Raw genomic sequence first — 25,568 nt, 5'->3', positions numbered from 1 at the left:
GCGTTCAGGCATGCCCCAAGGCGGAGGCCTCAGGTCTTGGGCGCGAAGTCTATCGCGGCGGAGTTGATGCAGAAGCGCTCGCCGGTGGGTTGCGGTCCGTCGGGGAACACATGGCCCAGGTGTGAGCCGCAGCGCTGGCAGCGCACCTCGACCCGCACCATGCCATGGCTCTGGTCGACGACGCGCTCGACCACCTCGCTGTTGATCGGCGCCCAGTAGCTGGGCCAGCCGCAGCCGGCATCGAACTTGGTCTCGGCCTCGAACAGTGGTGTGCCGCAGCCGACGCAGTTGTACTGGCCGCTCTGCCAGTGATCCCAGTACTTGCCGCTGAAGGCGCGCTCGGTGGCCGCATGGCGGGCCACCTGGTATTGCATTGTGTCCAGCTCGGCGCGCCATTCGGCATCGCTCTTCTGAACCGGGTAGGACGGGTCGTTGATGGGCTTGGTCATGATGAGCAGGAGACTTCCAGGTCTTGGGCCCAGTCGGGCGGGAAGCCGGCGTCGCCGGCCTGTTCGGGTTCGTCGAACGGGCGGCGCAAAACTTTCAGCAATCGCTGCACTTCATTGAAATCGCCGTCGCGGGCCTGGCGAATCGCCCCCTCGGCCAGATGGTTGCGCAGCACCACGGCCGGGTTGCTGGCCAGCATCCGCGCCTGGCGCTCGCCGTCCTGGCTGGCCTCGGCCTGCAAACGCTGGCGGTAGCGCAGGGCCCAGGCGTCAAAAGCGGCGCGGTCAATGAAGAGGTCGCGCAGCGCCTCGTTGACTGCACTGGCTTCATGAGCAAGCTCGAATCGGCTCAGCCGGCGATGGGCAATCGTGTAGTCGATCCTGTGGGCGGCCAGCAGACGCAGCCAGTCGTCGACCAGCTCGCGGTCGCTCTCCTGCTCACTGGCCAGACCCAGCTTGGCGCGCATCTGCGCCAGCATGGCCGCCGGAAAGACCTCGCGGTAGGGCTCCAGCGCCGCTAGCAGTTGCTCGCCGCCGGCCTCGCGCTCGGCTTCGCTCGAACCCGGCAGCAGCGGCAGCAGGGCCTGGGCCAGCGCATGCAGGTTCCAGAACGCGACATTGGGCTGGCGCGCATAGGCGTAGCGACCCTGACTGTCGGAATGGTTGCAGATGTGGCCGGGATTGAAGCCGTCCAGAAAGCCGAAGGGGCCATAGTCCAGCGTCAGGCCCAACATGGACATATTGTCGGTATTCATCACCCCATGGCAGAAGCCCACGGCCTGCCACTGCGCCAGCAGCTGGGCGGTCTGACGCGCGACTTTCTCCAGCAGGGCCACCACCGGCTGCGGCGCGGCCGCGCATTCAGGTGCATGGTGGGCGATGAAGTGCTCGGCCAGCTCTTGCAGGGCCTGATGCTGCTGGCTGTGGGAGAAGTGCTCGAAATGGCCGAAGCGGATGAAGCTGGGCGCCAGGCGGGTGACGATGGCGGCACTCTCCAGTTCCTCGCGGCGCACCGGATGCGGCGAGCCGGTGATGCACAAGGCCCGCGTCGTCGGAACGCCCAGTGCCGCCATGGCTTCGGAGCAAAGGAATTCGCGTATCGACGAGCGCAGCACGGCGCGCCCGTCGCCCATCCGTGAATAGGGTGTGCGGCCGGCGCCCTTGAGCTGCAGCTCCCAGCGCTGACCCTGGTGCTCCAGCTCGCCGATCTGCAGTGCGCGGCCATCGCCGAGCTGGCCGGCCCAGACGCCGAACTGGTGGCCGCTGTAGACGCTGGCCCAGGGCTGCACGGCGGCGGGCAGGGCATTGCCGCTGAGCAGCTGCAGGGCGCTGTCGGTCTGCCAGTCGGCGCCCAGGCCGAGCAGGGCGGCGCAGTCGGGGTTGGCTGCCACCCAGTGCGGATCACGCACCGGCTCGGGCATCACAGGGCTGATGAAGGCCTCGCCCAGTCGCGTGTAGCTGGCCGGTGCATCGGCGGACAGCTGTGCTGTCCAGTCGGTGCTGGCATGCTTTGGCGCTGCGTTATCAGCGAATTGCGGGCTCGCAAGACCCCTGTCGAAAACCATGAGAGTCAGTGTAACGAGGGTGACTTGTCGGCCCTGGGGGCAGGGTTAAGATGAACTGAGAGGGGTCTCTAATCGTCGTACCCGGCGACCCCCTACAAGACAGGAGACTGCGCATGGCCCTGATGGGACAGATGATGTCCATGCCCCTGCTGATTTCGTCCTTGATTCAGCATGCGGCCCGCCACTCGGGTGATACCGAGATCGTCAGCAAGCGGGTCGAAGGCGATCTGCACCGCTATACCTGGAAAGACGCCGAGCTGCGCTCGCGTCAGGCAGCCCAGGCCTTTGCCCGGCTGGGGCTCAAGGCCGGCGAACGCGTCGCCACCCTGGCCTGGAATGGCTACCGCCATCTGGAGATCTATTACGGCGCCTCTGGTTCCGAGCTGGTCTGCCACACCATCAACCCACGGCTGTTCCCCGAGCAGATTGCCTGGATTGCCAATGACGCGCAGGACGCGCTGCTGTGCTTTGACCTGAGCTTCCTGCCGCTGATCGAGAAGCTGGCGCCGCACTTGAGCACGCTGCGCCATCTGGTGCTGATGACCGACCGCGCCCACATGCCGGCGCAAACGTCGCTGCCCAACTTGCTCTGCTACGAAGAGCTGCTGGCCGCAGAAGATGGGCATTATGACTGGCCGCAGTTCGACGAGAACGCCGCCTCCAGCATCTGCTACACCTCGGGCACAACCGGCCATCCCAAGGGCGCCGTCTACAGCCACCGTTCCACCGTGCTGCACGCCTTTGCCTCGGCGCTGCCGGATGCGATGGATTGCTCGCGCAAGGATGTGATCCTGCCGGTGGTGCCAATGTTCCACGTCAATGCCTGGGGGCTGCCCTACAGCAGCGCCATCGTCGGCTGCAAGCTGGTGATGCCGGGGCCGCATCTGGATGGCAAATCGCTGTTCGAGCTGTTCGAGAGCGAGGGTGTGACCTTCAGCGCCGGCGTGCCCACCGTCTGGCTGGGGCTCTTGAATTACGTGGGCGCCAATCAGCTGAAGTTCAGCAGCTTCAAGCGCACGGTGATCGGCGGCTCGGCCTGCCCGCCGGCGATGCTGAAGACACTGATGGATGACTATGGCGTCGAGGTGATCCATGCCTGGGGCATGACCGAGTTGTCGCCGCTGGGTACCTTGTCTCGCCTGACCGCCAAGCAGCTCACCCTGCCGCAGGAGCAGCAGCGCCGGCTGCTGGAAAAGCAGGGCAAGGTGATCTATGGCGTCGATATGGACATCATCGACGACGAGGGTCAGGCCTTGCCTTGGGACGGTCAGAGCGCCGGCAATCTGGTTGTGCGTGGCCACTGGGTGATCAACAGCTATTTTGGCCAGCAGGGCTCGCCGCTGCAGCCGGTCCACGACGCAGCAGGCGTGGCCCAGGGCCAGTGGTTCCCGACCGGTGATGTGGCCACCATCGACGCCGATGGCTTCATGCAGATCACCGACCGCAGCAAGGACGTGATCAAGTCAGGCGGCGAATGGATCAGCTCCATCGATCTGGAGAATATCGCGATGGCCCATCCGGCCGTCCATGAGGCGGCGGCCATCTCGGCCCGCCACCCCAAATGGGATGAGCGGCCGCTGCTGGTGGTCGTCAAAAAGCCCGGTCAGGCGCTCAGCCGTGAGGAGATGCTGGCCTTCTATGAGGGCCGCATCGCCAAGTGGCAGATCCCGGACGATGTGGTCTTTGTTGATGAGATTCCGCACACCGCCACCGGCAAGATCCAGAAACTCAAGCTGCGCGAATTGTTCAAGGATCACTCATTGCCAAGTTAGCTATATCAGGCGATACCGCGCTGCAGCGCTGCCATCAGAGCCAAGCCTGCCGCTGTAAGAGCGCCACCCCCTTCACCCACCGCTGATTTGCACGCCTTAGTCAAAGCAATAAAGGAGACAACGATGCACAAGACCCAGCGAACCCCCGTAGCCACCAGCCTGGCAATGGCGACAGCCCTGCTGTTGAGCGCCGGCGCCGCCATGGCGCAGAAGGGCGAGACCGTCAAGATCGCCTGGATCGATCCGCTCTCCGGCCTGATGGGGCCGGTGGGGCAGAACCAGGTGAAGAGCTTCCAGTTCTTTGCCGAGAAGTTCAACAAGAGCAATCCGGCCGGCGTGAAATTCGAGATCGTGCCGATCGACAACAAGCTGAGCCCAGCCGAGTCGCTGAACGCGCTGAAGTCGGCCATCGATCAGGGCGTGCGCTACGTCACCCAGGGCAATGGCTCGGGTGTGGCGCTGGCACTGGTCGACGCCATCAACAAGCACAACGAGCGCAACCCAGGCAAGGAAATCCTGTTCCTGAACCACTCGGCCGTAGACCCGGACCTGACCAATAGCAAGTGCAGCTACTGGCACTTCCGCATGGATGCCGATACCTCGATGAAGATGGAGGCCATCACCACCTTCATGAAGGACCAGACCGATATCAAGAAGGTCTTCCTGCTGAACCAGAACTATGCGCACGGCCATCAGGTGGCCAAGTACGCCAAGGAGTTGCTGGCCCGCAAGCGGCCGGACATCCAGATCGTCGGCGAGGACCTGCACCCGATTGCCCAGGTGCGCGACTTCGCGCCCTATGTCGCCAAGATCAAGGCCAGCGGCGCCGACACGGTGATCACCGGCAACTGGGGGTCCGATCTCTCGCTGTTGATCAAGGCCGCCAACGAGGCCGGCTATACGGGCAAGTTCTTCACCTACTACGCCGGCGTCACCGGCACGCCGACGGCGATGGGCGCCTCGGGCGCCGACCGGGTCTACCAGATTGCCTACAACCACTACAACATGGGTGGGCAGGTCGGCGAGTGGACCAATGAGTACAAGAAGAAGTTCAACGACGACTTCTACACCGGCAGCATCATCCACATCTACACGCTGCTGGGCCAGGCCATGGCCAATGCCAAGAGCACCGATCCGCTCAAGGTGGCGGCGGCACTCGAAGGCCTGAGCGTCAAGAGCTTCAATGGCGAGGTGCAGATGCGCAAGACCGACCACCAGTTGCAGCAGACGCTGTACCTGTCGGTCTGGAAGAAGGCCGATGCGAAGTACCCCTACAGCCCGGAGAACACCGGCTACACGCTGGTGCCGGTGAAGACGTATGAGCCTTATGTCTCGTCGACGCCCACCTCCTGCCAAATGAAACGCCCCTGAATTTGGCGGCATCTGCCTGCTGCGCGGGCCGATCTGGTGCCTGTGGTGCTCGCCGTACGGGAGTACGGCTGCGCGCCTCGGCGCCACCTCCGACCGCTCGCGACGGCAGCTGCTCGCCAAATTCCCAGGCTGCTGCTCACGGTCACGAGCCTGTTGATGCACGCCGCGCCTGTCTGGCCCGGGTTTGAATCGATTTGGCTCCTGCGGACTCTGTGGCTCTGTGTCTCTGTGGTTTGCTTTCTTGTTCGGATCACCTTGTGGACCAAATCCTGATCAATCTGCTGAACGGCCTATCCTCGGGGCTGCTGCTGTTCATGCTCAGCTCGGGGCTGACGCTGATCTTCAGCATGATGGGTGTGCTGAACTTTGCCCATGCCAGCTTCTATATGGTGGGCGCCTATATCGCCTACAGCCTGGTCGGCCTGCTGGGCTTCTGGCCGGCGCTGCTGCTGGCGCCACTGGCGGTGGGGGTGTTGGGCGCGCTGTTCGAGCGGCTGGCGCTGCGACGGGTGCACAAGTTCGGGCATGTGGCCGAACTGCTGATCACCTTCGGCCTGTCTTATGTGGTGCTGGAGCTCGTGCAGCTGATCTGGGGGCGCACGGCGGTGCCGTTCACGCCGCCGCCCTCGCTGCAGGGCTCGGCCTTCACCTTTGTTCAGCATCCGCAGCTGGGCTTGTCGCTGGTGGCCGGAGCGGCGCCGGCCTCGCTGTGTGCGGCGGCGGCCTGCTCGACCTTCCCGCTGACGCGGCTGTTCATGATGGGCGTGGCGCTCCTGATGCTGCTGGCACTGTGGCTGATGCTGACGCGCACCCGCGTTGGCCTGGTGATCCAGGCGGCGCTGACGCACCCGGAGATGGTCGAGGCACTGGGGCACAACGTGCCGCGTGTTTTCATGCTGGTGTTCGGCAGCGGCTGCGCCCTGGCCGGGCTGGCCGGTGTGGTGGGCGGCGTCACCTTCGTCACCGAACCGAATATGGCGCTGACGGTGGGCTCCATCATCTTTGTCGTGGTGGTGGTCGGCGGAGTCGGTTCGCTGGCCGGGGCCTTCGTCGGTTCAATCCTGATCGGCCTGCTGCAGACACTGCCACTGACGATTGACGGCTCGCTGGCCAGCGCGCTGACGCAGGCCGGCCTCAAGATCACGCCCGACAGCTTTGGCTACCCGCTGCTGCGCCTGACCGTGGCCCAGGTGGCACCCATCCTGCCGTATCTGCTGATGGTGCTGATCCTGATCTTCCGCCCCAAGGGCTTGCTTGGCACACGGGAAGACTAGTGATGTCCCACCCCCTACGCGCTACGCGCGCCCCCTCAAGGGGGCAGGCCCGCAGGCCCGGCAAAGCCGGCGCCTCGGGCCTTGCTGGATCAGAAAGCGAGACGCGCCGTTGAGAGCTCCATCATGAATTCAATTCGCGCCAGCAGTGCGCACTTTCATTTCAAGCCCTGGAACGTCGGCCGCTGGCTGGTCTGGGGGCTGTATGCGCTGGCGCTGATGCTGGCGCCGCTGATCTGGACCAGCGGGCTGGCGCAGACCATGCTGATACAGGTGGGCATCGCCATCATTGCCTGCCTGGCCTACAACATCCTGCTGGGGCAGGGCGGCATGCTGAGCTTTGGCCATGCGGTCTACAGCGGCCTGGGTGCCTTTCTGGCCATCCACACGCTGAACCTGGCGGCCAGCGGCGCCTGGAGCATTCCGGTCAGCCTGGTGCCGCTGGTCGGCGGTGTGGCCGGCATGGTGTTCGCGGCGCTGCTGGGCTATGTGTCGACCAAGAAGGCCGGCACACCCTTCGCGATGATCACGCTGGGCATTGGCGAGCTGGTCTGGTCGATGTCGCTGATGCTGCCGGAGTTCTTTGGCGGTGAGGGCGGCATCTCCAGCAACCGCGTCATCGGCAAGCCGGTGCTGGGCATCAGCTTCGGGCCGCAGATCCAGGTCTACTACCTGGTAGCGGTCTACTGCTTTGTGTCGACGGCGGCGATGTTCGCGCTGACGCGCACGCCGCTGGGCCGCATGCTCAATGCCGTGCGCGACAACCCGGAGCGCGTTGAGTTCATCGGCTATGACACCCACTGGGTGCGCTTCATGGCCTTTGTGATCAGTGGCTTTTTCGCCGGCATTGCCGGCGGCCTGGGCGCGCTGAACAACGAGATTGTCACCGCCGAGGTGGTCGGGGCCATCCGTTCGGGCGGTTATCTGCTCTTCACCTTTCTTGGCGGCGCGGTGTTCTTCTTCGGGCCCATCATCGGTGCGGTGCTGATGGTCATTGCCGGCGTGCTGCTGTCGGAGCTGACCAAGGCCTGGCTGCTCTATCTGGGCCTCTTGTTCCTGTTCATGGTGATGTATGCGCCGGGCGGCTTCGCGGCGCTGATCATGATGAATCTGCGTGTGGCCGCCTTCGGCAAGCTGCGCCAGCTCTGGACCGCCTACTTGGCCCTGGCCGGCACCGGGCTGACCCTGCTGCTGGGCGCCGGGGCGATGGTGGAGATGGTGTTTCACCGCCAGCTCAACGAGGCGCTGGGCCCGGAGATGCGCTTTCTGGGCGCGACGCTGGACAGCGCTGCGGGGCATGTCTGGTTCGGGGCCGGCCTGGTGCTGGTGGTCGGCGCCGGCCTCTTTGAACTGGCGCGACGTCAGTTCAAGCTGGAGTGGGATCAGGTGCAGGAGGACATCGAGCGTGAGATCAAGCGCAGGGAGTCGCTATGAGCGCTGAATTCGCGCTGGAACTGCTGGACGTACGCAAGCGCTTCGGCAAGACCGAGATCATCCGCGGCGCCCGGCTGCAGGTGCGGCCCGGCGAACGGGTGGCGGTGATCGGCCCCAATGGCGCCGGCAAGAGCACGCTGTTCAATCTGATCAGCGGCCGCTTCGCGCCGAGCAGCGGCGAGATCCGCTTGCATGGTGAGCGCATAGCCGGGCGCAAGCCCTACGAGATCAACCGCCGTGGCCTGTCGCGCAGCTTCCAGGTCTCCAATCTGTTCACCCGGCTCTCGGTGTTCGAGAACATCCGCTGTGCGGTGCTCTGGAGCATGGGCTACCGCTACGCCTTCTGGAAATTCCTGGCCGATCTGGACGACGCCAATGACCGCGCCGACCAGGTGCTGGAGATGATCAAGCTGGACAAGCGCCGCGACGTGCTGGCGATGAACCTCACCTATGCCGAGGCCCGCGCGCTGGAGATCGGCATCACCATTGCCGGCGGCTCCAGCGTCATCCTGCTCGATGAGCCGACGGCCGGCATGAGCAAGAGCGAGACCACCCGCTTCATCCAGCTGATCCGCGAGGTGACCGTGGGCAAGACCCTGCTGACCGTGGAGCACGATATGGGCGTGGTGTTCGGCCTGGCCGACAAGATTGCCGTGCTGGTCTATGGCGAGGTGATCGCCTTTGATACGCCGGAAGCCGTGCGCGCCAATGCGCGGGTGCAGGAGGCCTATCTGGGCTCGGTGCTGGCGGAGGTGCATGCATGAGTGCCCAAGAACGCGTGCTCCGCCTGGACAACGTCCATGCCTTCTACGGCAAGAGCCATGTGCTGCATGGCGTCAGCATGGAGGTGCGGCCGGGCGAGATCGTCAGCCTCTTGGGCCGCAATGGCTCGGGCCGCTCGACGACGGTCAAGACCATCATGGGCCAGGTCGATGGCAGTGGCAGCATCCGTTTCGGCGCGGCCGAGCTGCTCGGCAAAAAAGCCTATGAAGTGGCCCAGCATGGCATTGGCTATGTGCCCGAGAACCGCGACATCTTCCCCAAGCTGACGGTTCATCAAAACCTGCTGCTGGGGCAGAAGTCCGGACAGAAGCAGGCGCGCTGGGGCTTTGAGGACATGTACCAGATGTTCCCGCGCCTGAAGGAGCGCCAGCACACCGAGGCCGGTGTGCTCTCAGGCGGCGAGCAGCAGATGCTGACGCTGTGCCGCACGCTGATGGGCGACCCCGATCTGATCATGATCGACGAGCCCACCGAGGGCCTGGCGCCCAAGATCGTCGAGCTGGTGGCCGAGTACCTGAAGGAGCTGAAGCGGCGCGGCATCGCGGTGCTGCTGGTCGAGCAGAAGCTGGCCATCGCGCTGGAGATCTCGGAGCGCTGCTATGTGATGGGCCATGGGCGCATCGTCTTCGAAGGGACGCCGGCGGAATTGCGGGCGAACAGCTATATCCGCAAGGAGTGGCTGGAGGTGTAGCGGCTGGCCCTGATGTGGAAAGCCAGACAAATGCAAACCACAGAGACATAGAGACACAGAGTTGGCTAGGGCCTTCAGGCTTTCTCTGTGTCTCCGTGTCTCTGTGGTTTGTTCCGGCTGTTCCGACCCCGCTCAGCCAACGTCCGCGCAGTGCAGCGCATAGGGGCGGCCGAGCCGGCGGTCCTCGAAGAAGCGCTGCAGCGTTTCGCGCACGGTGCGAAACGCCAGCTCGTCCCAAGGGATCTCGTGCTCGTGGAACAGCCGCGCTTCGATCGTCTCGGGGCCGGGGTTGAAGCGGTCCGACAGCAGCCGGGCGCGGTAGTACAGATGGATCTGACCGACCCGCACCACGTTCAGCACGCAGTACAGATCCTGCAGCTCGATCTCGGCGCCGGCCTCCTCGTCGGTCTCGCGGGCGGCGCCTTGGGCGCTGGTCTCACCCAGCTCCAGGAAGCCGGCCGGCAGCGTCCACATGCCATAGCGCGGCTCGATATTGCGCCGGCACAGAAGCACCTGCTCGCCATAGACGGGCAGGGTGCCGACCACATTGATCGGGTTTTCGTAGTGGATGCTGGCGCATGCGGTGCAGGTGGCGCGCTCGCGGTTGTCGTCGGGCGGCACCAGGTATTGCACCGGCGCGCCGCAGCTGGGGCAATGCTTGAAACGACGGGTCAGCAACATCGGGCCAGTGTAGCGGCCCCGTGGCATCATCGCGGGCTGAACCCTGCTGTGCCCCCACGCGTGGCGCAGCTCACCGAGACGACACCATGGAACTGTTCAACTACTTTCGCTCCTCTGCCTCCTACCGTGTGCGCATCGCACTGGCTCTGAAGGGCCTGGACTATGACTACCGCCCGGTGCATCTGGCCAAGAATGAACAGTTCAAAGAGTCCTACGCCGTGATTTCGCCCTCGCGCCTGGTGCCGCTGCTGCGTGACGGCGAGGCGGTGGTGACGCAGTCGATGGCCATCATCGAGTACCTGGATGAAACCCATCCCGAGCCGCCGCTGCTGCCCAAGAGCGCGCTGGATCGTGCCTATGTGCGGGCGCTGGCGCAGGACATCGCCTGCGAGATCCACCCGGTCAACAATCTGCGCGTGTTGCGCTATCTGAGCAAGGAACTGGGCGTCAGCGACGAGAACAAGGACCGTTGGTACCGCCACTGGGTCGAGACCGGCCTGGAAGTCGTCGAGCAGCGCCTGGCCCGCGAAGGCCGGGCAGGAAAGTTCTGCTTCGGCGACACCCCTGGCCTGGCCGACTGCGTGCTGGTGCCGCAGATCTTCAATGCCAAGCGCTTCAACGCCCGGCTCGACCATGTGCCGACGGTGATGAAGGTGTTCGAACACTGCATGGCCCACGAGGCCTTCAACAAGACCCAGCCCTCGGCCTGCCCGGACGCCGAGTGAATCAGCCGATGAGCGCCGATCCCGACTGGCTGCGCCCCGACTGGGCCGCGTCGCACTGTGAGGCCTTCATGACAACGCGGGCCGGTGGCGTCAGCCGCGGGCCCTATGCCAGCATGAATGTCGGCAGCGCTGTGCATGACGAGCCGGCCCTGGTGGCCGAGAACCGCGAGCGGGTGGCCCAGGCGCTGGGGGCGCCGCTGGTGTTCTTGAACCAGGTTCATGGCGCTGCGGTGCTGCGTCTGAAGCCCGAGCAGGCCTTGCCTGGCGCCAAGAGCTACAAGGCCGACGCCGCGGTCAGCAGCGATCCGCGCGTCGGCGTGGCCATTCAGGTGGCCGACTGCCTGCCGGTGCTGTTCGCTGCGCCGCGCGCGGTGGGCGGCGCCCATGCCGGCTGGCGCGGGCTGGCCGGCGGCGTGCTGGAAAACTCCATCGCAGCGCTGTGTGAGGCCAGCGACTGCCAGCCGCGCGACATCCAGGCCTGGCTGGGCGCCTGCATCGGTGCCGAGGCCTTCGAGGTCGGGGCCGAGGTGCTGCAGGCCTTTGGCCGCGAGCCAGTGCCGGGCCAGGATGCCGATGCCTTTGCCTACCGGCCTAACACCGCCGGTGAGCCGCGCTGGCGCGGCGATCTGCTGCGCCTGGCCCGCCAGCATCTGCACGAGGCCGGTGTGAGTCGCATCAGCGGCGGGCACTGGTGCACCGTCAGCGAGCCCTCACGGTTCTTTTCCTACCGGCGCGAGCGGCTCAGCGGCCGCATGGTCGCCGCCATCCGGCTGCGTTGAGGCGGCCACGGCCTCTGTTGCTTGCGCCTGCTCGGCCTGTTCTGCCTTTCGGCGCACCGCCCGGCGCGAGGGCGAGCCCAGCAGGTAAAGCATGATGGAAATCGGCAGCAGGCCGTAGAGCAAAAAGGTGAAGAAGGCGCCCAGCCAGCTCCCCTGGGTGCTGGTGCCCTCGGCCAGGGCCATCATCAGTGCCACATAGAGCCAGCCGATTGCAAGCAGATACATCTGAATCCAACAGTCATAAGAAGGTAAGTTTCCAAGGGTACAACAGCAGATGTGGCAAGCTCCTTGCCTGGCTCATTGGCTGAGCATGCAGTGAGCGTGTGAATGACCGAGGAAACTGATGAAGCAAAAGAGCAAGCCTGTCCTTCCTGATCCCCTGGCGCTTGGCAAGGCTGCCGAAGAAGCGGTGGAACAGGCGGTAGAGAAGGCCGGTGAGATGGCCTCCGAAATGGCTGCCGGCGTCGGTGAGGCCTGGAAGGTGTTCAGCGGCCTGCAGATTCCGGTGCAATCCTGGGCCCAGTTGCAGGCCGACTATGTGAAGCAGGCCAGCGCGCTGTGGAACGAAGCGGTCACGCAAAAGCCGGCCGAGGCCGCGCCCAAGTTGAAGGACCGCCGCTTTGCCGATCCGTCCTGGACCAGCAACCCGGCCTCCAGCTTCACCGCCCAGCTCTATCTGCTCAATGCGCAGACGCTGAACCGCATGGCCGAGCAGGTGCAGGGCGATGAGAAGACCCGCGCGCGCATCCGCTTTGCCGTCCAGCAGATGATCGACGCCGCGGCGCCGAGCAACTTCCTGGCGCTGAACCCCGAAGCGCAGCAGCTGGCCCTGCAAACCCAGGGCGAGAGCATTGCCAAGGGCATGCAGCTGCTGCTGGCCGACATCCAGCGCGGCCATGTCTCGCAGACCGACGAGCGTGCCTTTGAAGTCGGCAAGAACGTCGCCACCACCGCCGGCGATGTGGTGTTCGAGAACGAGTTCTTCCAGCTGATCGAATACAAGCCGCTGACCAAACAGGTGCACGAGCGGCCCTTCCTGATGGTGCCGCCCTGCATCAACAAGTTCTACATCCTTGACCTGCAGCCGGAGAACTCGCTGATCCGCTATGCGGTCGAGCAGGGCCATCGCACCTTTGTGGTCAGCTGGCGCAATCCGGACGAGAGCTGCGTGCACTGGACCTGGGATGACTACGTCGAAGGCGCCGCCATCCAGGCCATCCAGGTGGTGCAGGAGATTACGGGCAGCGAGCAGATCAACACGCTGGGCTTCTGCGTCGGCGGCACCATCCTGGCGACGGCGCTGGGCGTGCTCGCGGCACGTGGCGAGCAGCCGGCGGCTAGCGTCACGCTGCTGACCACGCTGATCGACTTCGCCAGTAACGGCGTGCTCGACCTCTTCGTCGATGAGCAATCGGTCAAGCTGCGCGATATGACGCTGGGCCCCGACGCGCCCAAGGGCCCGGGCCTCTTGAAGGGCCAGGAGTTGGCCACCACCTTCAGCTTCCTGCGCCCCAATGATCTGGTCTGGAACTATGTGGTCGGCAACTATCTGAAGGGTGAAGCCCCACCGGCCTTCGACCTGCTGTACTGGAACGGCGACTCGACCAATATGCCCGGCCCGATGTACTGCTGGTACCTGCGCCACACCTATCTGCAGAACGAGCTGAAGCTGCCCGGGCGGCTGACCGTCTGTGGCGAGAAGCTGGACCTGGGCAAGATCCAGGCGCCGGTCTATATCTACGGCTCGCGCGAAGACCATATCGTGCCCTGGGATGCCGCCTACCGTTCGACCCAGGTCTTCAAGGGCGAGAAGCGCTTTGTGCTCGGCGCCTCCGGCCATATCGCCGGCGTGATCAACCCGCCGGCCAAGGGCAAGCGCAGCCACTGGATCGGCAAGACGGCCGCGCTGCCGGCCGATCACAACAAATGGTTCGAAGGCGCGGTGGAACATCCAGGCAGCTGGTGGACCGACTGGTCGAACTGGCTGGGCCAGCATGCCGGCGAGAGCAAGCCCGCACCGAAGGCGCCGGGCAACCGCAAGTACAAGGCCATCGAGCCGGCACCGGGCCGCTACGTCAAGCAGAAAGCCTGAGTTGCTGATTGACACATCTTGCAGGCTCAGCGGCTGAGCCTGGCTCACGAGACTGCCATATTTGCCGCGCATAATACTGGTTAGCAAGCATTGACATCCTGGAGAACAGCATGACGACAGACATCGTGATCGTGGCCGCGGCGCGTACCGCCATTGGCAAGTTCGGCGGCACGCTCGCCAAGACGGCAGCGCCTGAACTCGGCGCCGCGGTGGTGCGCGATCTGCTGCGCCGCAGCGGCCTGGAAGGCGGCCAGATCGGCGAAGTCATCCTCGGTCAGGTGCTCACCGCAGGTTCGGGCCAGAACCCGGCGCGTCAGACGGTGATCAAGTCCGGCCTGCCCAAGGAAGTGCCGGCGATGACGATCAACAAGGTCTGCGGCTCTGGCCTGAAGGCGGTGATGCTGGCCGCGCAGGCGATTCGTGATGGCGATTCCGAGATCATCATTGCCGGTGGCCAGGAAAACATGAGCCTGGCACCGCATGTGCTGCCCGGCTCGCGCGACGGCCAGCGCATGGGCGACTGGAAGTTGGTCGACACCATGATCGTCGATGGCCTCTGGGACGTCTACAACCAGTACCACATGGGCATCACCGCCGAAAACGTGGCCAAGCAGTACAGCATCAGCCGCGAAGCCCAGGACGCACTGGCGCTGGCCTCGCAGCAAAAGGCCGCCGCGGCCCAGGATGCCGGCCGCTTCAAGGACGAGATCGTGCCCTTCAGCATTGCGCAGAAGAAGGGTGATCCCATCGTCTTCGAGGCCGACGAGTTCATCAACCGCAAGAGCACGGCCGAGGCCCTGGCCGGCCTGCGCCCGGCCTTTGACAAGGCCGGCAGCGTTACCGCCGGCAACGCCTCCGGTCTGAACGACGGCGCCGCTGGCCTGGTGCTGATGAGCGCCGCCAAGGCCGCCGCGCTGGGCCTCAAGCCGCTCGGCCGTATTGCCTCCTACGCCAGCGCCGGCCTGGACCCTGCCACCATGGGCATGGGCCCGGTGCCGGCCGCCCGCAAGGCGCTGGAGCGTGCCGGCTGGAAGGCTCAGGACCTGGACCTGCTGGAGATCAACGAAGCCTTCGCTGCCCAGGCCTGTGCCGTGCATCAGGAAATGGGCTGGGACCTGAGCAAGGTCAATGTCAACGGCGGCGCGATCGCGCTGGGCCACCCAATCGGCGCCTCCGGTGCACGCATCCTGGTGACACTGCTGCACGAGATGCAGCGCCGCGACGCCAAGAAGGGCATTGCCTCGCTGTGCATCGGCGGCGGCATGGGCGTGGCACTGACGATCGAGCGTTGAACTAGGGCCTGTTGACACTCCGTCTGCATGATGCGTTGCCTCACAAATCGCCGTGAACTAGGCGCAAAACGACGCCGGGGCCCTTTCCCCGGCGAGGCTTTGCAACGACGTGCACGGCGATTTGTGCGGCAACCCTCCGGGAGAGGGGCTCCAAGGGCCCCACTCGTTGTTGAACTCCTAGCCCAGGCGGCCAGCCTGGGCGTCGTCGTCCGCCTAGATTGGGGCCCTTGGAGCCTCTCTCGCACAGGCAGACGCAGTGTTAACAGGCCCTAACAAGGCTCGCGTGGTGAGCGACCGACGGGCCTAGGGGCAACCCCCTTGACCCCTTGGCGACAGCACGCGAGGCTAGGAACGCGTCTTCTGCATCAGATGAGTCTGCCGGTTTGGAGCGTGTGAGACGCGACGCTCGCCACGGCAGAAGCGAAGTACAGGCCATAGAGAGGCCAAGGAGATAAGCATGAGCCAGAAGATTGCCTACGTCACCGGCGGCATGGGTGGTATCGGCACCGCGATGTGCCAACGCCTGCACAAGGAAGGTTTCAAGGTTATCGCCGGCTGCGGCCCGAGCCGCGATTTCGACAAGTGGTTGAGCGAGCAGTCTGCGCTGGGCTACACCTTCTACGCCTCGGTCGGCAATGTGGCCGACTGGGATTCGACCGTGGCCGCCTTCGCCAAGGTCAAGGCCGAACATGGCCCGATCGATGTGCTGGTCAACAACGCCGGCATCACCCGTGACGGCATGTTCCGCAAGATGAGCCGCGCCGACTGGGATGCGGTGATCGACACCAACCTGAACTCGATGTTCAACGTCACCAAGCAGGTCATCGAAGACATGCTGGACCGGGGCTGGGGCCGCATCATCAACATCAGCTCGGTCAACGGCGAGAAGGGCCAGTTCGGCCAGACCAACTACTCGGCCGCCAAGGCCGGCATGCACGGCTTCACCATGGCCCTGGCCCAGGAAGTGGCCAGCAAGGGCGTGACGGTGAACACGGTGAGCCCGGGCTATATCGGCACCGATATGGTCAAGGCCATCCGCCCCGACGTGCTGGAAAAGATCGTCGCCACCATCCCCATCAAGCGCCTCGGCACCCCCGAAGAAATCGCCGCCATCGTCGCCTGGCTGGCCGGTGAAGACTCCGGCTTCACCACCGGCGCCGACTTCAGCTGCAACGGCGGCTTGCACATGGGGTGAATCAGGACAGCGGGCATCCTGAGGATGTCCGCTCGCCTGATTCACGACGCCGGCCTGCAAGCCGGCGTTCCTGTTTGCAGGCCTTGGAAGCCATTCCAAAGCAAAACGGCGCTCCATTGGAGCGCCGCAGCTTTTTCTGACCCTCGCACCAGCCTGCGTTGAAACGCTGGTCCCGCCGACAGGAATCGAACCTGTATTTGCCGCTTAGGAGGCGGCCGTTCTATCCATTGAACTACGGCGAGATGGGCAAAACAGCCGCGAATTCTAGCCGTGTTCGACGGCCCCTGAGTGCAGCCGCGCCTTGCCGTTCAGCAATGGGAGATCAGCGCGAGATCTGCGTGAAGTGATAGATGGCCTTGTCGCCAGCCCCTTCGACGCGGTCGTAGCGGAACTGCGCGCCGGGCATCGTCAGCCACTGCATCTTTTTGTCGTTGTCGTCGGTGCGGTGGCCGTAGTAGCGCCGTGCGTCAACCGGGTAGCCCTTGGTGAGTGTGATCATCATGTGCTTGCCGGCGTTGCTCGGCCGTTCGCCGCCGACGAAGATGAAGCCTTGCTCGGTATAGGTTTGGCCGACCACCAAGGCCGCCGGATCGGCCTCGCCACCTGGAAAGGTCTGCGCATAGCGTTCGCGGGTCACGGCCTCGGGCGTGGCCGTGGCCAGGCTGTCGCTGATCAGCGAGCTTTCGATCAGATGGTGCTTGGTGGCGCTGGCGTTGTCGGGCGCGCGTAGGGCCGTCTGGTAGCGCGGGTAGGTGTTGTCGATCAGCTTTTGCACGTTGTCAGAGTCTGAACCTGCCGGCGCGCCGTCTGGGCTGAGTTTGATCCGGTGCTGGTTGCGGAATTCGAAGTTGCGCTTCAGTTCGTCATAGCGGCGCGCACCCTCGGCGTTCAGCCGTTCCACGCCGCTCGGGGGTGTCTCGGTAAAACCGTTCTTGCGCAGCCAGGCGACAAAATCCGGCACCACCGCGTTGTGCTCGATTTGCCCGCCTTGCGCCTGCACGGCCGCCGCCAGGTTCGCGCCGGTGCCGAGAAAGGCATGGACCTCCTGCACCAAGGTCTGCATCGCGGTACGCCGGGTCAGCTCCTTGCCGGTCAGCACCGAGGCCGCCACCGTGGCCAGCCATTGCTCGACCAGCCTGGTGCCGTCGAGCAGGCTGAGTTGCTGCCGGCGCGTCAGCGTTGCCTTGCCGGCCAGCGGGGTCAGCAGGCCGTCGGCATTGCGCAGGCTTTCCGGGCGGCGGTGGAAGACGTGCAGGTCGGAGTCGGCGTGGTAGCCGGTCAGCGCGGTCTGCAAGTTGGCCGGCACAGCGTCGGCATCGCTAAGGCATTGGGCCACCGTGGATGCGGCTGGGCTCGTCTCGCCCTGTTGCAACTCAACGGCTGCAGCGCCGCTGGCTTGCAGAGCGCGTTGGCCCATCTGGTCGGCTTCGCGTTCCAGCTGCGGGTCGTCGTTGATCGCCCGACCGGCCAGTTGCGCGCTGGCGTTGACGCGGCCCTGGCGCTGTTGCACCAGGTGCCAGGCTTCGTGGGGCAGGTGGCGGTCCTGGCCGGGCGCCAGATGGATGTCGGCGCCCTGGGCGAAGGCGTGGGCCTGCAGCTGAGCCGGCTGCGTTGAATTGCGATGTACGCGGACATCGGCGAGGTCAATGCCGCTGAGTGAGGCAATGCCGCTGCGCAGTGGCAGTGGCAGCTGATCGGCACGCTGCGGCTCGCTGTGTGAGGGCGCCGGCGGCTGCTGGAGTTGAGCGATCTGGGCGCCTTGCGCCAGCTGCCTCGGGCTGTTTTGATGCGCTGATGCCGCTGCATCATTGCTTGCGCCTGGCGCAGCACGCATGGCGGCAAAGGCAGCGGGCTTGGCGTCCGTATGAAGGGCCTTGGCGGTTTGTCTCAGCATGGCGGTGGGGCGCCGGCTTGTCCAAGCGCTGCGGGAGCTGGGGCCAATACTAGCGGTGCCGCACCGGGCCGCCAATCAGCAAAATGCTGAGATGCGGTGGCGAGCGCTGATCAGCTCACTCCCAGCGCCATTGCCAGATCAGCTCCAGCGCGTTGTCGTCGCCTGATTGGGCGCGCAGCGTGAAGCGCTGGGCGATGCGGTAGATCAGCTGCCAGCTGCCGGTGGTGGCGTTGATGCCGCGTTCATAGCCGAGGTACCAGCGGCGCGACAGCTGCTTGCCCAGGCGCACCACGGTGCCGCGGGTGTCGTCCTCGCCGCCCTGGCGGACCGAGAGCTCGTCAAGGCCGAGGTTCTTCATTAGCTTGCCGGAGCTGCTTTCGCCCTCGCCGGTCAGCAGGGCCAGCGCGGCGCGCTGCAAGAGCGCGGTATCGGCGCGGCCCAGGCCATCGGGGGCCCGGCCCATCACCAGCCAGGACAGCTTGTCGGTCTCCGGCAGCTCGGGCTCGGAGAAGAGCTTGATGCGCGGCGCCTGTGCGGTGCCGGTCAGTGTGACGCCCACCCGCACATCGGTGTTCGGCCGCACCGCCAGCACATCGAGGCGTGGGTTGTCGACCGCGCCCGCGAAGCTGATCTCGCCACGCTCAATCTCCAGCTTCTGACCGTAGGCATCGTAGGTGCCGCCGACAGTACGCAGCTTGCCCTCGAGCCTTTGTGCGCCATCCTGCTGGTTGAAACTCAGCTGTCCCTGCAGCCGGGTGTCCAGGCCGCGGCCGCGCAGCTTGAGCTGCTCGCCCAGATCGAGGGCCAGCTGCACATGAACCTTGACCGGATCGTCGTTGCTGCTCGCCGCCTCGGCCACTGCCTGCTCTGGCCGCTGAACCTTGACGTCATCGTCAAGGCTGGGCGCATCGCCGCGCGAGAAATCGATCAGGCCTTCGTCGACACGCAGCTTGCCGTCGATGTCGAACTGGCGATTGCCGCCGCGCACATGGACCTCGCCACTGGTGAGCAGCCGGCGGTCGACCCGCTTGAGCAGGGCAAAGCGGTCGGCCCGTAGTTGCAGGTCCAGTGCCGGCGTGCCGCCAGCGGGCATCTGCAGGCGGCCCTGACCGCTGATCTGGCCATCGCCGCCGCGCAGCCGCAGCTGCTCCAGCTGCATCAAGCCGGGTTGCAGCGTCAGCAGGAATTCGCCGCCCTGCATGTCCACGCCCTGCAGCGGATTGCGCAGCTCGATGCGTTGGCCGCTGGCGCGGCCGGTGATGCTGCGCGCGCCCAGTGTGCCGCCAAAGCTCAGGCCGGCCTGCAGCTCACCACCAAGCCGCCAGCCGGCCGGCACCCAGGCGCCCCAGGTGGACAGATTGGCGACATTGGCCTGCAGCACCCCTTCGAGCGGTGCATTGGCTGACGGCCAGGGCGCGGCCGGATCGCCGCGCACCACCAGCGAGCCGCCCAGGCCGCCGAGATTGCTGCCGGCCAGCGCCTGGGTGAAGCTCCAGACGCCGTTGTCGGCGTTGAGGGCCAGGCGCAGCTCGCTCAGGCCCAGCGCCTGGACGCCGCGCTCTTCGGTGACGCTCAAGTCGCCACGCTGGCGTTGCAGCAGCAATTCCAGCTGGGTGCGCGGCGTGCTGCTGAGCCGCAGGCGGCCGCCAACAACCAGATCGCCACCCCAGCCGAAATCGGGCTGCCAGAAGGCCAGCAGCGGTGCCACGGCCAGCGGCTCGAGTTCGACATCGGCCTGCAGCTGGGCCGCGTCGTCGCGGCTGCGTCCGGCCTGCCAGAACAGCTGCTGCCAATGCAGCGCCGCATTGCCGGCCAGTGTCAAGCGGCCTGGCGCGAGCGAGAGCCGCCCGAGGCCTGTCTCACGGCTCCAGCGCAGCTGCAGGGCCAGGTCTTGCGCCTTCAGCCAGACCTCGGCCGGGACTGCAGGCCTGCCGCCGCTGGCCGGCTGGGGCTGCGAGCCGGCCTGCAGGCGCAGCGCGCTGGCCTGCCAGTTCAGCGGCGCGCCATCTTGCCAGGCCTGCCAGGGGGCGCGGTCCAGGCTGCCGGCCAAGCCCAGTTGCAGCTGGGCCAGCAGGGCCTGTGCCGGCTGGCTGGCGTCCTTCATCAAGGCGCGCGCAGCCCAGGCCGGCAGCGGCAGCCGGCCCTGGCTTTGCAGGCTGAGGCGGTGCCTGGCCCAGGAACCGTCGAGCTTGAACTCGGCGTGCGGGACGGTCTGTGCACCGAGCTTGAGCTGATCCACGCTGGCCTGCAGCAGCAGCGGAGCGTCGAGGCGGGAGTCGGCCTGCCAGGCCAGACTGCTCTTGGCCAGGCGCAGCGGTGCCGCTGCCTTGCTGGCTTGCAGCAGCAGCTCGCTGGCACTGCCGGTGGCCGTGCTGTTGAACTGCCAGAGCTTGCCGGTGCGTTGTGCCTGGGCCTGGACCTGCAGCTCGGCCGCACCGGCCAGCTGGGCCTCGGGCAGGGCCAGGCGCAGCAAGGGCTGCAGACGGTCCAGCTGGGCGGCCTGCAGCTTCAGATCGAGACGCGGTGCTTCGCTGTCGGCGCCTTGCAGCTCGGCCTTCAGCGTGTTGTTCGCCACTTGCAGCTGGCCTTGCACGCTGGCTCGCTGCTGATTGCCGCCGGCGTCGCGCTGGTAGTGCAGCTCACCGGCCAGCGCTTGGCCGGCGAGCAGGCCGGGCAGCAGGCGCAGCGTGGCCTGGCCGCTGGGCCAGCTTGCTGCGCTCCTGCCTGGCTGGCCCGGCGCCTGTTGCAGGTCGAGCGCCAACTGGGCGTTGAGCTGGTTATTGCGCGGGCTGGCGCCGGTGGTGGCCTTGCTGCTGCCGGGCACGACGGCGGGCATGACGGAGGCCTGCAGGAACAGCGTCGGGTCGAATTCCTTCAGCTCAGCACTGCCACTGGCATGCCAGCCGCCCTGAGCCTCGCGCAAGACCTGGCCCTGCAGCGCAGCGCTGGCACTGCCGGCCTGCAGCCGCGCCTCGCTGACCAGCAGCTGCCGGCCCTGCAGGCTGGCGCGCAGCTGGAGCTGCAGCTGGCGCGCCGCCGCAGGCAGGTCCTGGCGCTGCAGCTCGGCGCTGAGCTGGGCTTGCATCTCCAAGGGGGCGTTGCCGCCCAGCTTAGCCTGCTGAGCCTGCAACTGGCCTCGGATGCGCATCGGTGCCGCGCGGCCGTCAAGGGCGGCGGGCTGTACCTCATGCAGCGTGGCCTTGAGCCGGTCGCCGCTTGAGGTGCCAGCGGCGAGCTGCAGCTGGCCCTCGGCGCTCAGGCTGCCGCCGGCTTGCGCGGCGCTGCCCAGCTCGGCCTGCAGCTGCTCGATGCGCAGGCGCTGTCCGGCCAGCAGCTCCAGGGTCGTGTGCAGGCGCTGTACCGGCAGCTTGCCCTGGTCCCAGCGGCCGGCCGCACTGTTGCTGAGCTGCAGCTCCAGCCGCATCGGCTTGTCCGCCGCTGTGGCTTGCAGGTTGGCGCGGCCGCTGAGCCGTGTTTGTGGCCAGTGCGGGTGAAGTGCAGCCAGGTCGAAGTTGTTGGCCTGCGCGCTCAGCGCGGCCAGCGGCCAGGGCGCAAAGGGCCGCAGCTGGGCCTGCGCCTGCAGGCTCTGGCCGGCGGCCTGCAGGCGCAGCTGGGCCGCGGCATTGAGCAGCGGGCCTTGCAGCTGCAGCCGGGCCTGCCAGGGCAGCGGCGGCTGATCGTCGAGCGCTGACAGCGGCGTGTTGGGGCCCTGCAGCTTCAGCTCGGCTTGCAGCTGCATCTCGCCGCCCGTCTGCACGCGCGCATCGCCCTGCAGCTGCAGCTGTTGCCAGCGCAGGCCATGCAGCTGGACGCGGTGCTCGCGGCCGCCATCGGCGCTGAGCGCCAGCGTGGCATCGAGCTGTTCCAGGCGCAGCTGGTCGAGGGAGGGGAGCAAGAGCTCGGTAATTTGCAAGCGGCCAAGCTGCAGTCCCAGCGGCAGCTGCACATCGCTGGGCGGCGGGCTCGCCGCATCGCTGCCGACCCAGCTGACACTGAGCCGGTCGGCACGCAGGCTGTCGGCGATCACATCACCCCAGAGCTGCGGTGAAGCATTCCAGGCCAGCCGCAGGCCTTGCCAGCGCAGACCGCTGACGCTGACGCGCGTGCCATCGCTGCCCAGCCAGTTCAGCTGACGAGCGCTGAAGTCGCCGAGCAGGCTGCCGGCCGGCGCATCAACCTCCAGGCCCGGCACCCGGGCCAGCAGCCAGCGCGAGCCGGCTTCGCTGCCCAAGGCCCAGTAGGCGGCCAGGCCCAGGCCGGCCAGCAGGGCGGGCACGGCCAGCGTGCCCAAAAGCAGCGCGCGGCCGGCGCGGCGTCGCGGCGTGGGCGCCGTGGTGTCGCTTGGCGACGGCTCTGCATCGGCCTTGGCAGGATCGTTCGGCAATTGATTCACAAGGCGATCCCGACGCTGAAATGAACCCGCCACTGCCCGGTGGCCTGGCCGCGGGCGAGGTCAACACGCAGCGGCCCCACCGGGCTGCGCCAGCGCACGCCGGCGCCCCAGCCATAGACGGGCTTGAGCTCGCGCAGGCTGTTCGCCGCCTGGCCAGCATCGATGAACACCGCGCCCCAGACGCTGGGCAGGGCCAGGCTGATCGGCCGAGCCAGCTCCATGCTGCCGGTCCAGACCACGCGGCCCCCTATGGTGTTGCCCTTCGCATCCACTGGGCCCAGGCTGCGATAGCCATAGCCGCGCACCGAATCGTCGCCACCGGCCTGGAACAGCAGCCTGTTGGGCAGGCCGGTGTTGGCGCCGGCAAACAGCTTGCCAAACTCGCTGCGCAAGCTGCCATACCAATGCTCGCCAATCGGCTGATACCAGCCCAGCTTGAGCTGGGTGCGGGCAAAGGCGCCGCTGTCCTTGATGCTGTTGTCGGCGCGGCCGGCACCCAGCAGCAGCAGGGCGGTGTAGCCGTCTTCGGGCAGCAAGGGGTTGTCGACGCGGCGACGTATCCACTGGCCGTTGACGGACCAGGCGCCGCCGGTCACGGTGCCCTGGTCGGTCAGCTCGCGCGAGCGCAGCAGCTCCAAATAGAGCATGCGCTCGTCGTGCTGGGTCTCGCGCAGCCGGCCCAGGCGGCTGCTCAGGCTGGTCACATTGCCGTCGGCGGAAAGGTCTTTCTGCCACTGCAGCGAGGCGAAATTGCGCTGCATATCGGGCTGCGGATGGGAGCTCAGCTCCAGCTCGGCATTGCGCAGCAGATGGCCCAGATCGAGCTTGCCGCGGGCACGCACGGGCAGGCCCAGCGGCAGCCGGTTGACGTATTCCAGCGTGACTCTTTCGCCGCTGTTGGCGAAATAGCCGACGCCGGTGGTGGCCTGCTGGCGTGGCGCTTCCTTCAGGCGCACCCGCACCGGCACCGCGTCGGCCAGCGCCGCATCCGGCACGATGTCGACCACGGCGCTGTCGAACAGCTGGGTACGCAGCAGCCGTTCCTGGTAGTCCAGCAGCAGCTGCTCGGTCAGTGGCTGGCCGGGCTGGAAGCCGGCCAGGCGGCGCACGCTCTCGGCCGGTTGCAGCTGCAGGCCTTCGATCTGCAGCTCACCGAGCCTGAACAGCGGGCCGCTGTCAAGCAGCAGGCGCAGTTCGGCGAGGTTGTCGGCCGCCTCGATGCGCGCCTCGCTGGCAGACCAGCGGGCCAGCGGATAGCCCATCGCACGGGCATGGGCCAGGGCCTGGCTCTTGGCTTCTGACCAGGCACTTTGGCTGAATGCGGCGCCGGGCTTGAGCGACCAGCGCTCGCGCAGCTCGGCGCGCAGCGCCGCGGCGCCGGGAACGGAAGCCTCTGCGTGGCTTGGCGGCTCGCTGCTGGCGGGGGCATCGGCGGGCGCCAGGGCGCCGGCGAAGTCGAGCTGCAGCGCCTGCACCAGCGTGCGCGGCCCTGGGTCGACCTGCAGCGTCAGGCTCAGCGGCCGCTCGGCTGAGCCATCGCCGTCCCGCATGATCTGCACCTGGGCGTTGAAATAGCCCTCGGTTTCCAGCAGCGCGCGGGCCTGGGCCGGCGCGGCGGCGCTGAGGCGGTCCAGCTCGACCAGGCTCAAGCGCTCGGCGCCCTCGAGGTACTGGAAGCGGGCCAGGTCCATGTGCTTTTGCAGCAGCTCGCGCAAGGCCGATGGCGATTTCACCTCCAGCGCATAGGCGGGCTTGCCCTGGGGCGGCTTGCTGACCGCGGCGATCAGCTGATTGGGCGCATCGAAGACTTTGCTGATGCTGGCGCAGCCGCTCAATCCAAGCGTCAGCAGCAGGGCCAGCAGCGGCAGTGCGCCGCAGCGCCCGGTGTGTTTCCTCATTTGCTCAGCAATCGCATCGCGCTTTCGAGCCCGGCGATGGACAGCGGGAACATCTTCTGGTGTACCAGTTGCTGGATCAGCGCGATGCTTTGCCGGTACTGCCAGACCCCTTGCGGTTCCGGGTTGATCCAGGCGTGCTTGGGAAAGGCGTTGAGCAGGCGCTGCAGCCACTCGGCGCCGGCCTCCTCGTTGTTGTACTCGACGCTGCCGCCGGGCTGCAGGATCTCGTAAGGGCTCATCGTCGCGTCGCCGATGAAGATCAGCTTGTAGTCCTTGTTGTACTTGCGGATGACGTCCCAGGTGGGCGTCTTCTCGGCATAGCGGCGCCGATTGTTCTTCCAGACGAAGTCGTAGACGCAGTTGTGGAAGTAATAGAACTCCAGGTGCTTGAACTCGGTCTTGGCGGCCGAGAACAGCTCCTCGACGCGGTGGATGTGTTCGTCCATCGTGCCGCCCACGTCCATCAGCAGCAGCACCTTGACCTTGTTGTGCCGCTCCGGCTGCATGCGGATGTCGAGCAGGCCGGCATTGGCCGCGGTCTTGTGGATGGTGTCGTCGAGATTGAGCTCCAGCTCCGAACCCTCGCGGGCAAAGCGGCGCAGCCGGCGCAGCGCCACCTTGATGTTGCGGGTGCCGAGTTCGAGGTTGTCGTCGTAGTCGCGGTAGGCGCGCTGCTCCCAGACCTTGACGGCGCTTTTATTGCCACCCTTGCCGCCGATGCGTATGCCTTGCGGGTTGTAGCCGCTGTTGCCGAAGGGGCTGGTGCCGCCGGTGCCTATCCAGCGGTTGCCGCCCTCATGGCGCTCCTTCTGTTCCTCGAAACGTTTTTTCAGCGTTTCCATCAGCTCGTCCCAGCCCATCTTCTCGATGGCGGCCTTTTGCTCAGGCGTCAGTTCCAGTTCCAGATGCTGGCGCAGCCATTCCAGCGGCACGTCCTGGCTGAAGTCGGTCAGCATCTCCACGCCCTTGAAGTAGGCGCCGAAGGCACGGTCGAACTTGTCAAACTGCGCTTCGTCCTTGACCAGGCAGGTGCGGGCCAGGAAGTAGAACTTGTCAATGGTCGGGCCGCCTTCGTCGGCGATCACGCCCTGGCGCAGCGCGCCCAGCAGGCTCAGGAATTCCTGCACCGAAACCTGCAGTTTGGCGGCACGCAGCGTGTAAAAAAACTTGATCAGCATGAGCGAGGCCTGAATCCTGAGCGGCTGCGGCCGATTATCCATGGTGGATGTCGCATATTGCACGGACGGCGGGGCAATCTGAGCCTGGCCAAGCCGTGTCATGCGCGT

19 protein-coding genes and 1 tRNA gene are annotated in these 25,568 nt (G+C 66.2%); 11 read left to right on the top strand and 9 right to left on the bottom strand.

The window, feature by feature from the left end; all coding sequences use genetic code 11:
• Positions 1–29: 29 nt before the first annotated feature.
• Positions 30–449, bottom strand: coding sequence for a peptide-methionine (R)-S-oxide reductase MsrB (msrB, locus tag RQP53_RS19705; protein ID WP_315652394.1), 420 nt, complete (start codon positions 447–449; stop codon positions 30–32).
• A complete protein-coding gene (locus RQP53_RS19700; protein WP_315652393.1) occupies positions 446–2,011 on the bottom strand; it encodes a protein adenylyltransferase SelO in 1,566 nt (521 codons plus the stop codon). The genes msrB and RQP53_RS19700 overlap by 4 nt, the downstream gene beginning before the upstream one ends.
• Before the next feature lie 113 nt (positions 2,012–2,124).
• Here RQP53_RS19700 and RQP53_RS19695 point away from each other — a divergent pair, with 113 nt between their 5' ends.
• The 6 genes from RQP53_RS19695 (at position 2,125) to RQP53_RS19670 (ending at position 9,333) form a co-directional block, all read left to right on the top strand.
• Entirely contained in the window at positions 2,125–3,783 is a 1,659-nt protein-coding gene (locus tag RQP53_RS19695; protein ID WP_315652392.1) for a 3-(methylthio)propionyl-CoA ligase, read from the top strand.
• Positions 3,784–3,948: 165 nt separating this feature from the next.
• A complete protein-coding gene (locus RQP53_RS19690) occupies positions 3,949–5,154 on the top strand; it encodes a branched-chain amino acid ABC transporter substrate-binding protein (protein WP_315652458.1) in 1,206 nt (401 codons plus the stop codon).
• A 314-nt stretch (positions 5,155–5,468) separates the two neighbouring features.
• Positions 5,469–6,428 (top strand): branched-chain amino acid ABC transporter permease, encoded by a 960-nt coding sequence (locus tag RQP53_RS19685; RefSeq protein ID WP_434064130.1) that lies wholly within the window; start codon positions 5,469–5,471, stop codon positions 6,426–6,428.
• Between the two features lie 123 nt (positions 6,429–6,551).
• Complete coding sequence (locus RQP53_RS19680) at positions 6,552–7,859, top strand: branched-chain amino acid ABC transporter permease (protein WP_315652390.1); 1,308 nt, start codon at positions 6,552–6,554, stop codon at positions 7,857–7,859.
• Positions 7,856–8,623 carry an ABC transporter ATP-binding protein gene (locus RQP53_RS19675; protein ID WP_315652389.1) on the top strand — a complete coding sequence of 256 codons (768 nt, stop codon included), beginning with the start codon at positions 7,856–7,858 and terminating at the stop codon, positions 8,621–8,623. Before RQP53_RS19680 ends, RQP53_RS19675 begins: the two co-directional genes overlap by 4 nt.
• Entirely contained in the window at positions 8,620–9,333 is a 714-nt protein-coding gene (locus RQP53_RS19670) for an ABC transporter ATP-binding protein (RefSeq protein ID WP_434064128.1), read from the top strand. The genes RQP53_RS19675 and RQP53_RS19670 overlap by 4 nt, the downstream gene beginning before the upstream one ends.
• 132 nt (positions 9,334–9,465) lie before the next feature.
• On the opposite strand, the gene RQP53_RS19665 is transcribed toward RQP53_RS19670, so the two are convergent.
• Complete coding sequence (locus RQP53_RS19665; protein ID WP_315652388.1) at positions 9,466–10,014, bottom strand: NUDIX hydrolase; 549 nt, start codon at positions 10,012–10,014, stop codon at positions 9,466–9,468.
• Between the two features lie 86 nt (positions 10,015–10,100).
• On the opposite strand from RQP53_RS19665, the gene maiA reads away from it, so the two are divergent.
• Complete coding sequence (maiA, locus tag RQP53_RS19660) at positions 10,101–10,739, top strand: maleylacetoacetate isomerase (protein WP_315652387.1); 639 nt, start codon at positions 10,101–10,103, stop codon at positions 10,737–10,739.
• Between the two features lie 8 nt (positions 10,740–10,747).
• Entirely contained in the window at positions 10,748–11,518 is a 771-nt protein-coding gene (pgeF, locus tag RQP53_RS19655; protein WP_315652386.1) for a peptidoglycan editing factor PgeF, read from the top strand.
• Here the strand turns inward: pgeF and RQP53_RS19650 are convergent.
• Positions 11,450–11,743: a hypothetical protein gene (locus RQP53_RS19650; RefSeq protein ID WP_315652385.1), complete on the bottom strand. Its 294-nt coding sequence runs from the start codon at positions 11,741–11,743 to the stop codon at positions 11,450–11,452. The two genes, pgeF and RQP53_RS19650, sit on opposite strands and share 69 nt — an antisense overlap.
• Before the next feature lie 118 nt (positions 11,744–11,861).
• Between RQP53_RS19650 and phaC the strand changes: the two genes are divergently transcribed.
• The 3 genes from phaC to phbB all read left to right on the top strand — a co-directional run bounded on the left by phaC (position 11,862) and on the right by phbB (position 16,097).
• A complete protein-coding gene (gene phaC, locus RQP53_RS19645; protein ID WP_434064127.1) occupies positions 11,862–13,610 on the top strand; it encodes a class I poly(R)-hydroxyalkanoic acid synthase in 1,749 nt (582 codons plus the stop codon).
• A 110-nt stretch (positions 13,611–13,720) separates the two neighbouring features.
• The gene (locus tag RQP53_RS19640; protein ID WP_315652384.1) at positions 13,721–14,902 is read left to right on the top strand and encodes an acetyl-CoA C-acetyltransferase; all 1,182 of its coding nucleotides are present in this window, start codon (positions 13,721–13,723) and stop codon (positions 14,900–14,902) included.
• Positions 14,903–15,359: 457 nt separating this feature from the next.
• Positions 15,360–16,097 carry an acetoacetyl-CoA reductase gene (gene phbB, locus RQP53_RS19635; protein WP_315652383.1) on the top strand — a complete coding sequence of 246 codons (738 nt, stop codon included), beginning with the start codon at positions 15,360–15,362 and terminating at the stop codon, positions 16,095–16,097.
• Between the two features lie 167 nt (positions 16,098–16,264).
• Here the strand turns inward: phbB and RQP53_RS19630 are convergent.
• The 5 genes from RQP53_RS19630 to RQP53_RS19610 form a co-directional block, all read right to left on the bottom strand.
• Positions 16,265–16,339 (bottom strand) — tRNA-Arg (locus RQP53_RS19630).
• A gap of 80 nt (positions 16,340–16,419) precedes the next feature.
• A complete protein-coding gene (locus tag RQP53_RS19625; RefSeq protein WP_315652382.1) occupies positions 16,420–17,991 on the bottom strand; it encodes an eCIS core domain-containing protein in 1,572 nt (523 codons plus the stop codon).
• A 115-nt stretch (positions 17,992–18,106) separates the two neighbouring features.
• On the bottom strand, positions 18,107–22,384 hold the full coding sequence (locus tag RQP53_RS19620) for a translocation/assembly module TamB domain-containing protein (protein ID WP_315652381.1): 4,278 nt from the start codon (positions 22,382–22,384) through the stop codon (positions 18,107–18,109).
• On the bottom strand, positions 22,381–24,282 hold the full coding sequence (locus tag RQP53_RS19615; RefSeq protein ID WP_315652380.1) for an autotransporter assembly complex protein TamA: 1,902 nt from the start codon (positions 24,280–24,282) through the stop codon (positions 22,381–22,383). Before RQP53_RS19615 ends, RQP53_RS19620 begins: the two co-directional genes overlap by 4 nt.
• Positions 24,279–25,460 carry a vWA domain-containing protein gene (locus RQP53_RS19610; RefSeq protein ID WP_315652379.1) on the bottom strand — a complete coding sequence of 394 codons (1,182 nt, stop codon included), beginning with the start codon at positions 25,458–25,460 and terminating at the stop codon, positions 24,279–24,281. Before RQP53_RS19610 ends, RQP53_RS19615 begins: the two co-directional genes overlap by 4 nt.
• Positions 25,461–25,568 lie beyond the last annotated feature (108 nt).

The organism is Roseateles aquae, assembly GCF_032337115.1.
Taxonomy (GTDB): domain Bacteria; phylum Pseudomonadota; class Gammaproteobacteria; order Burkholderiales; family Burkholderiaceae_C; genus Roseateles_C; species Roseateles_C aquae.
Note: the sequence above shows the minus strand (reverse complement) of the source record. Positions and strands in the feature narration are given on the sequence as shown.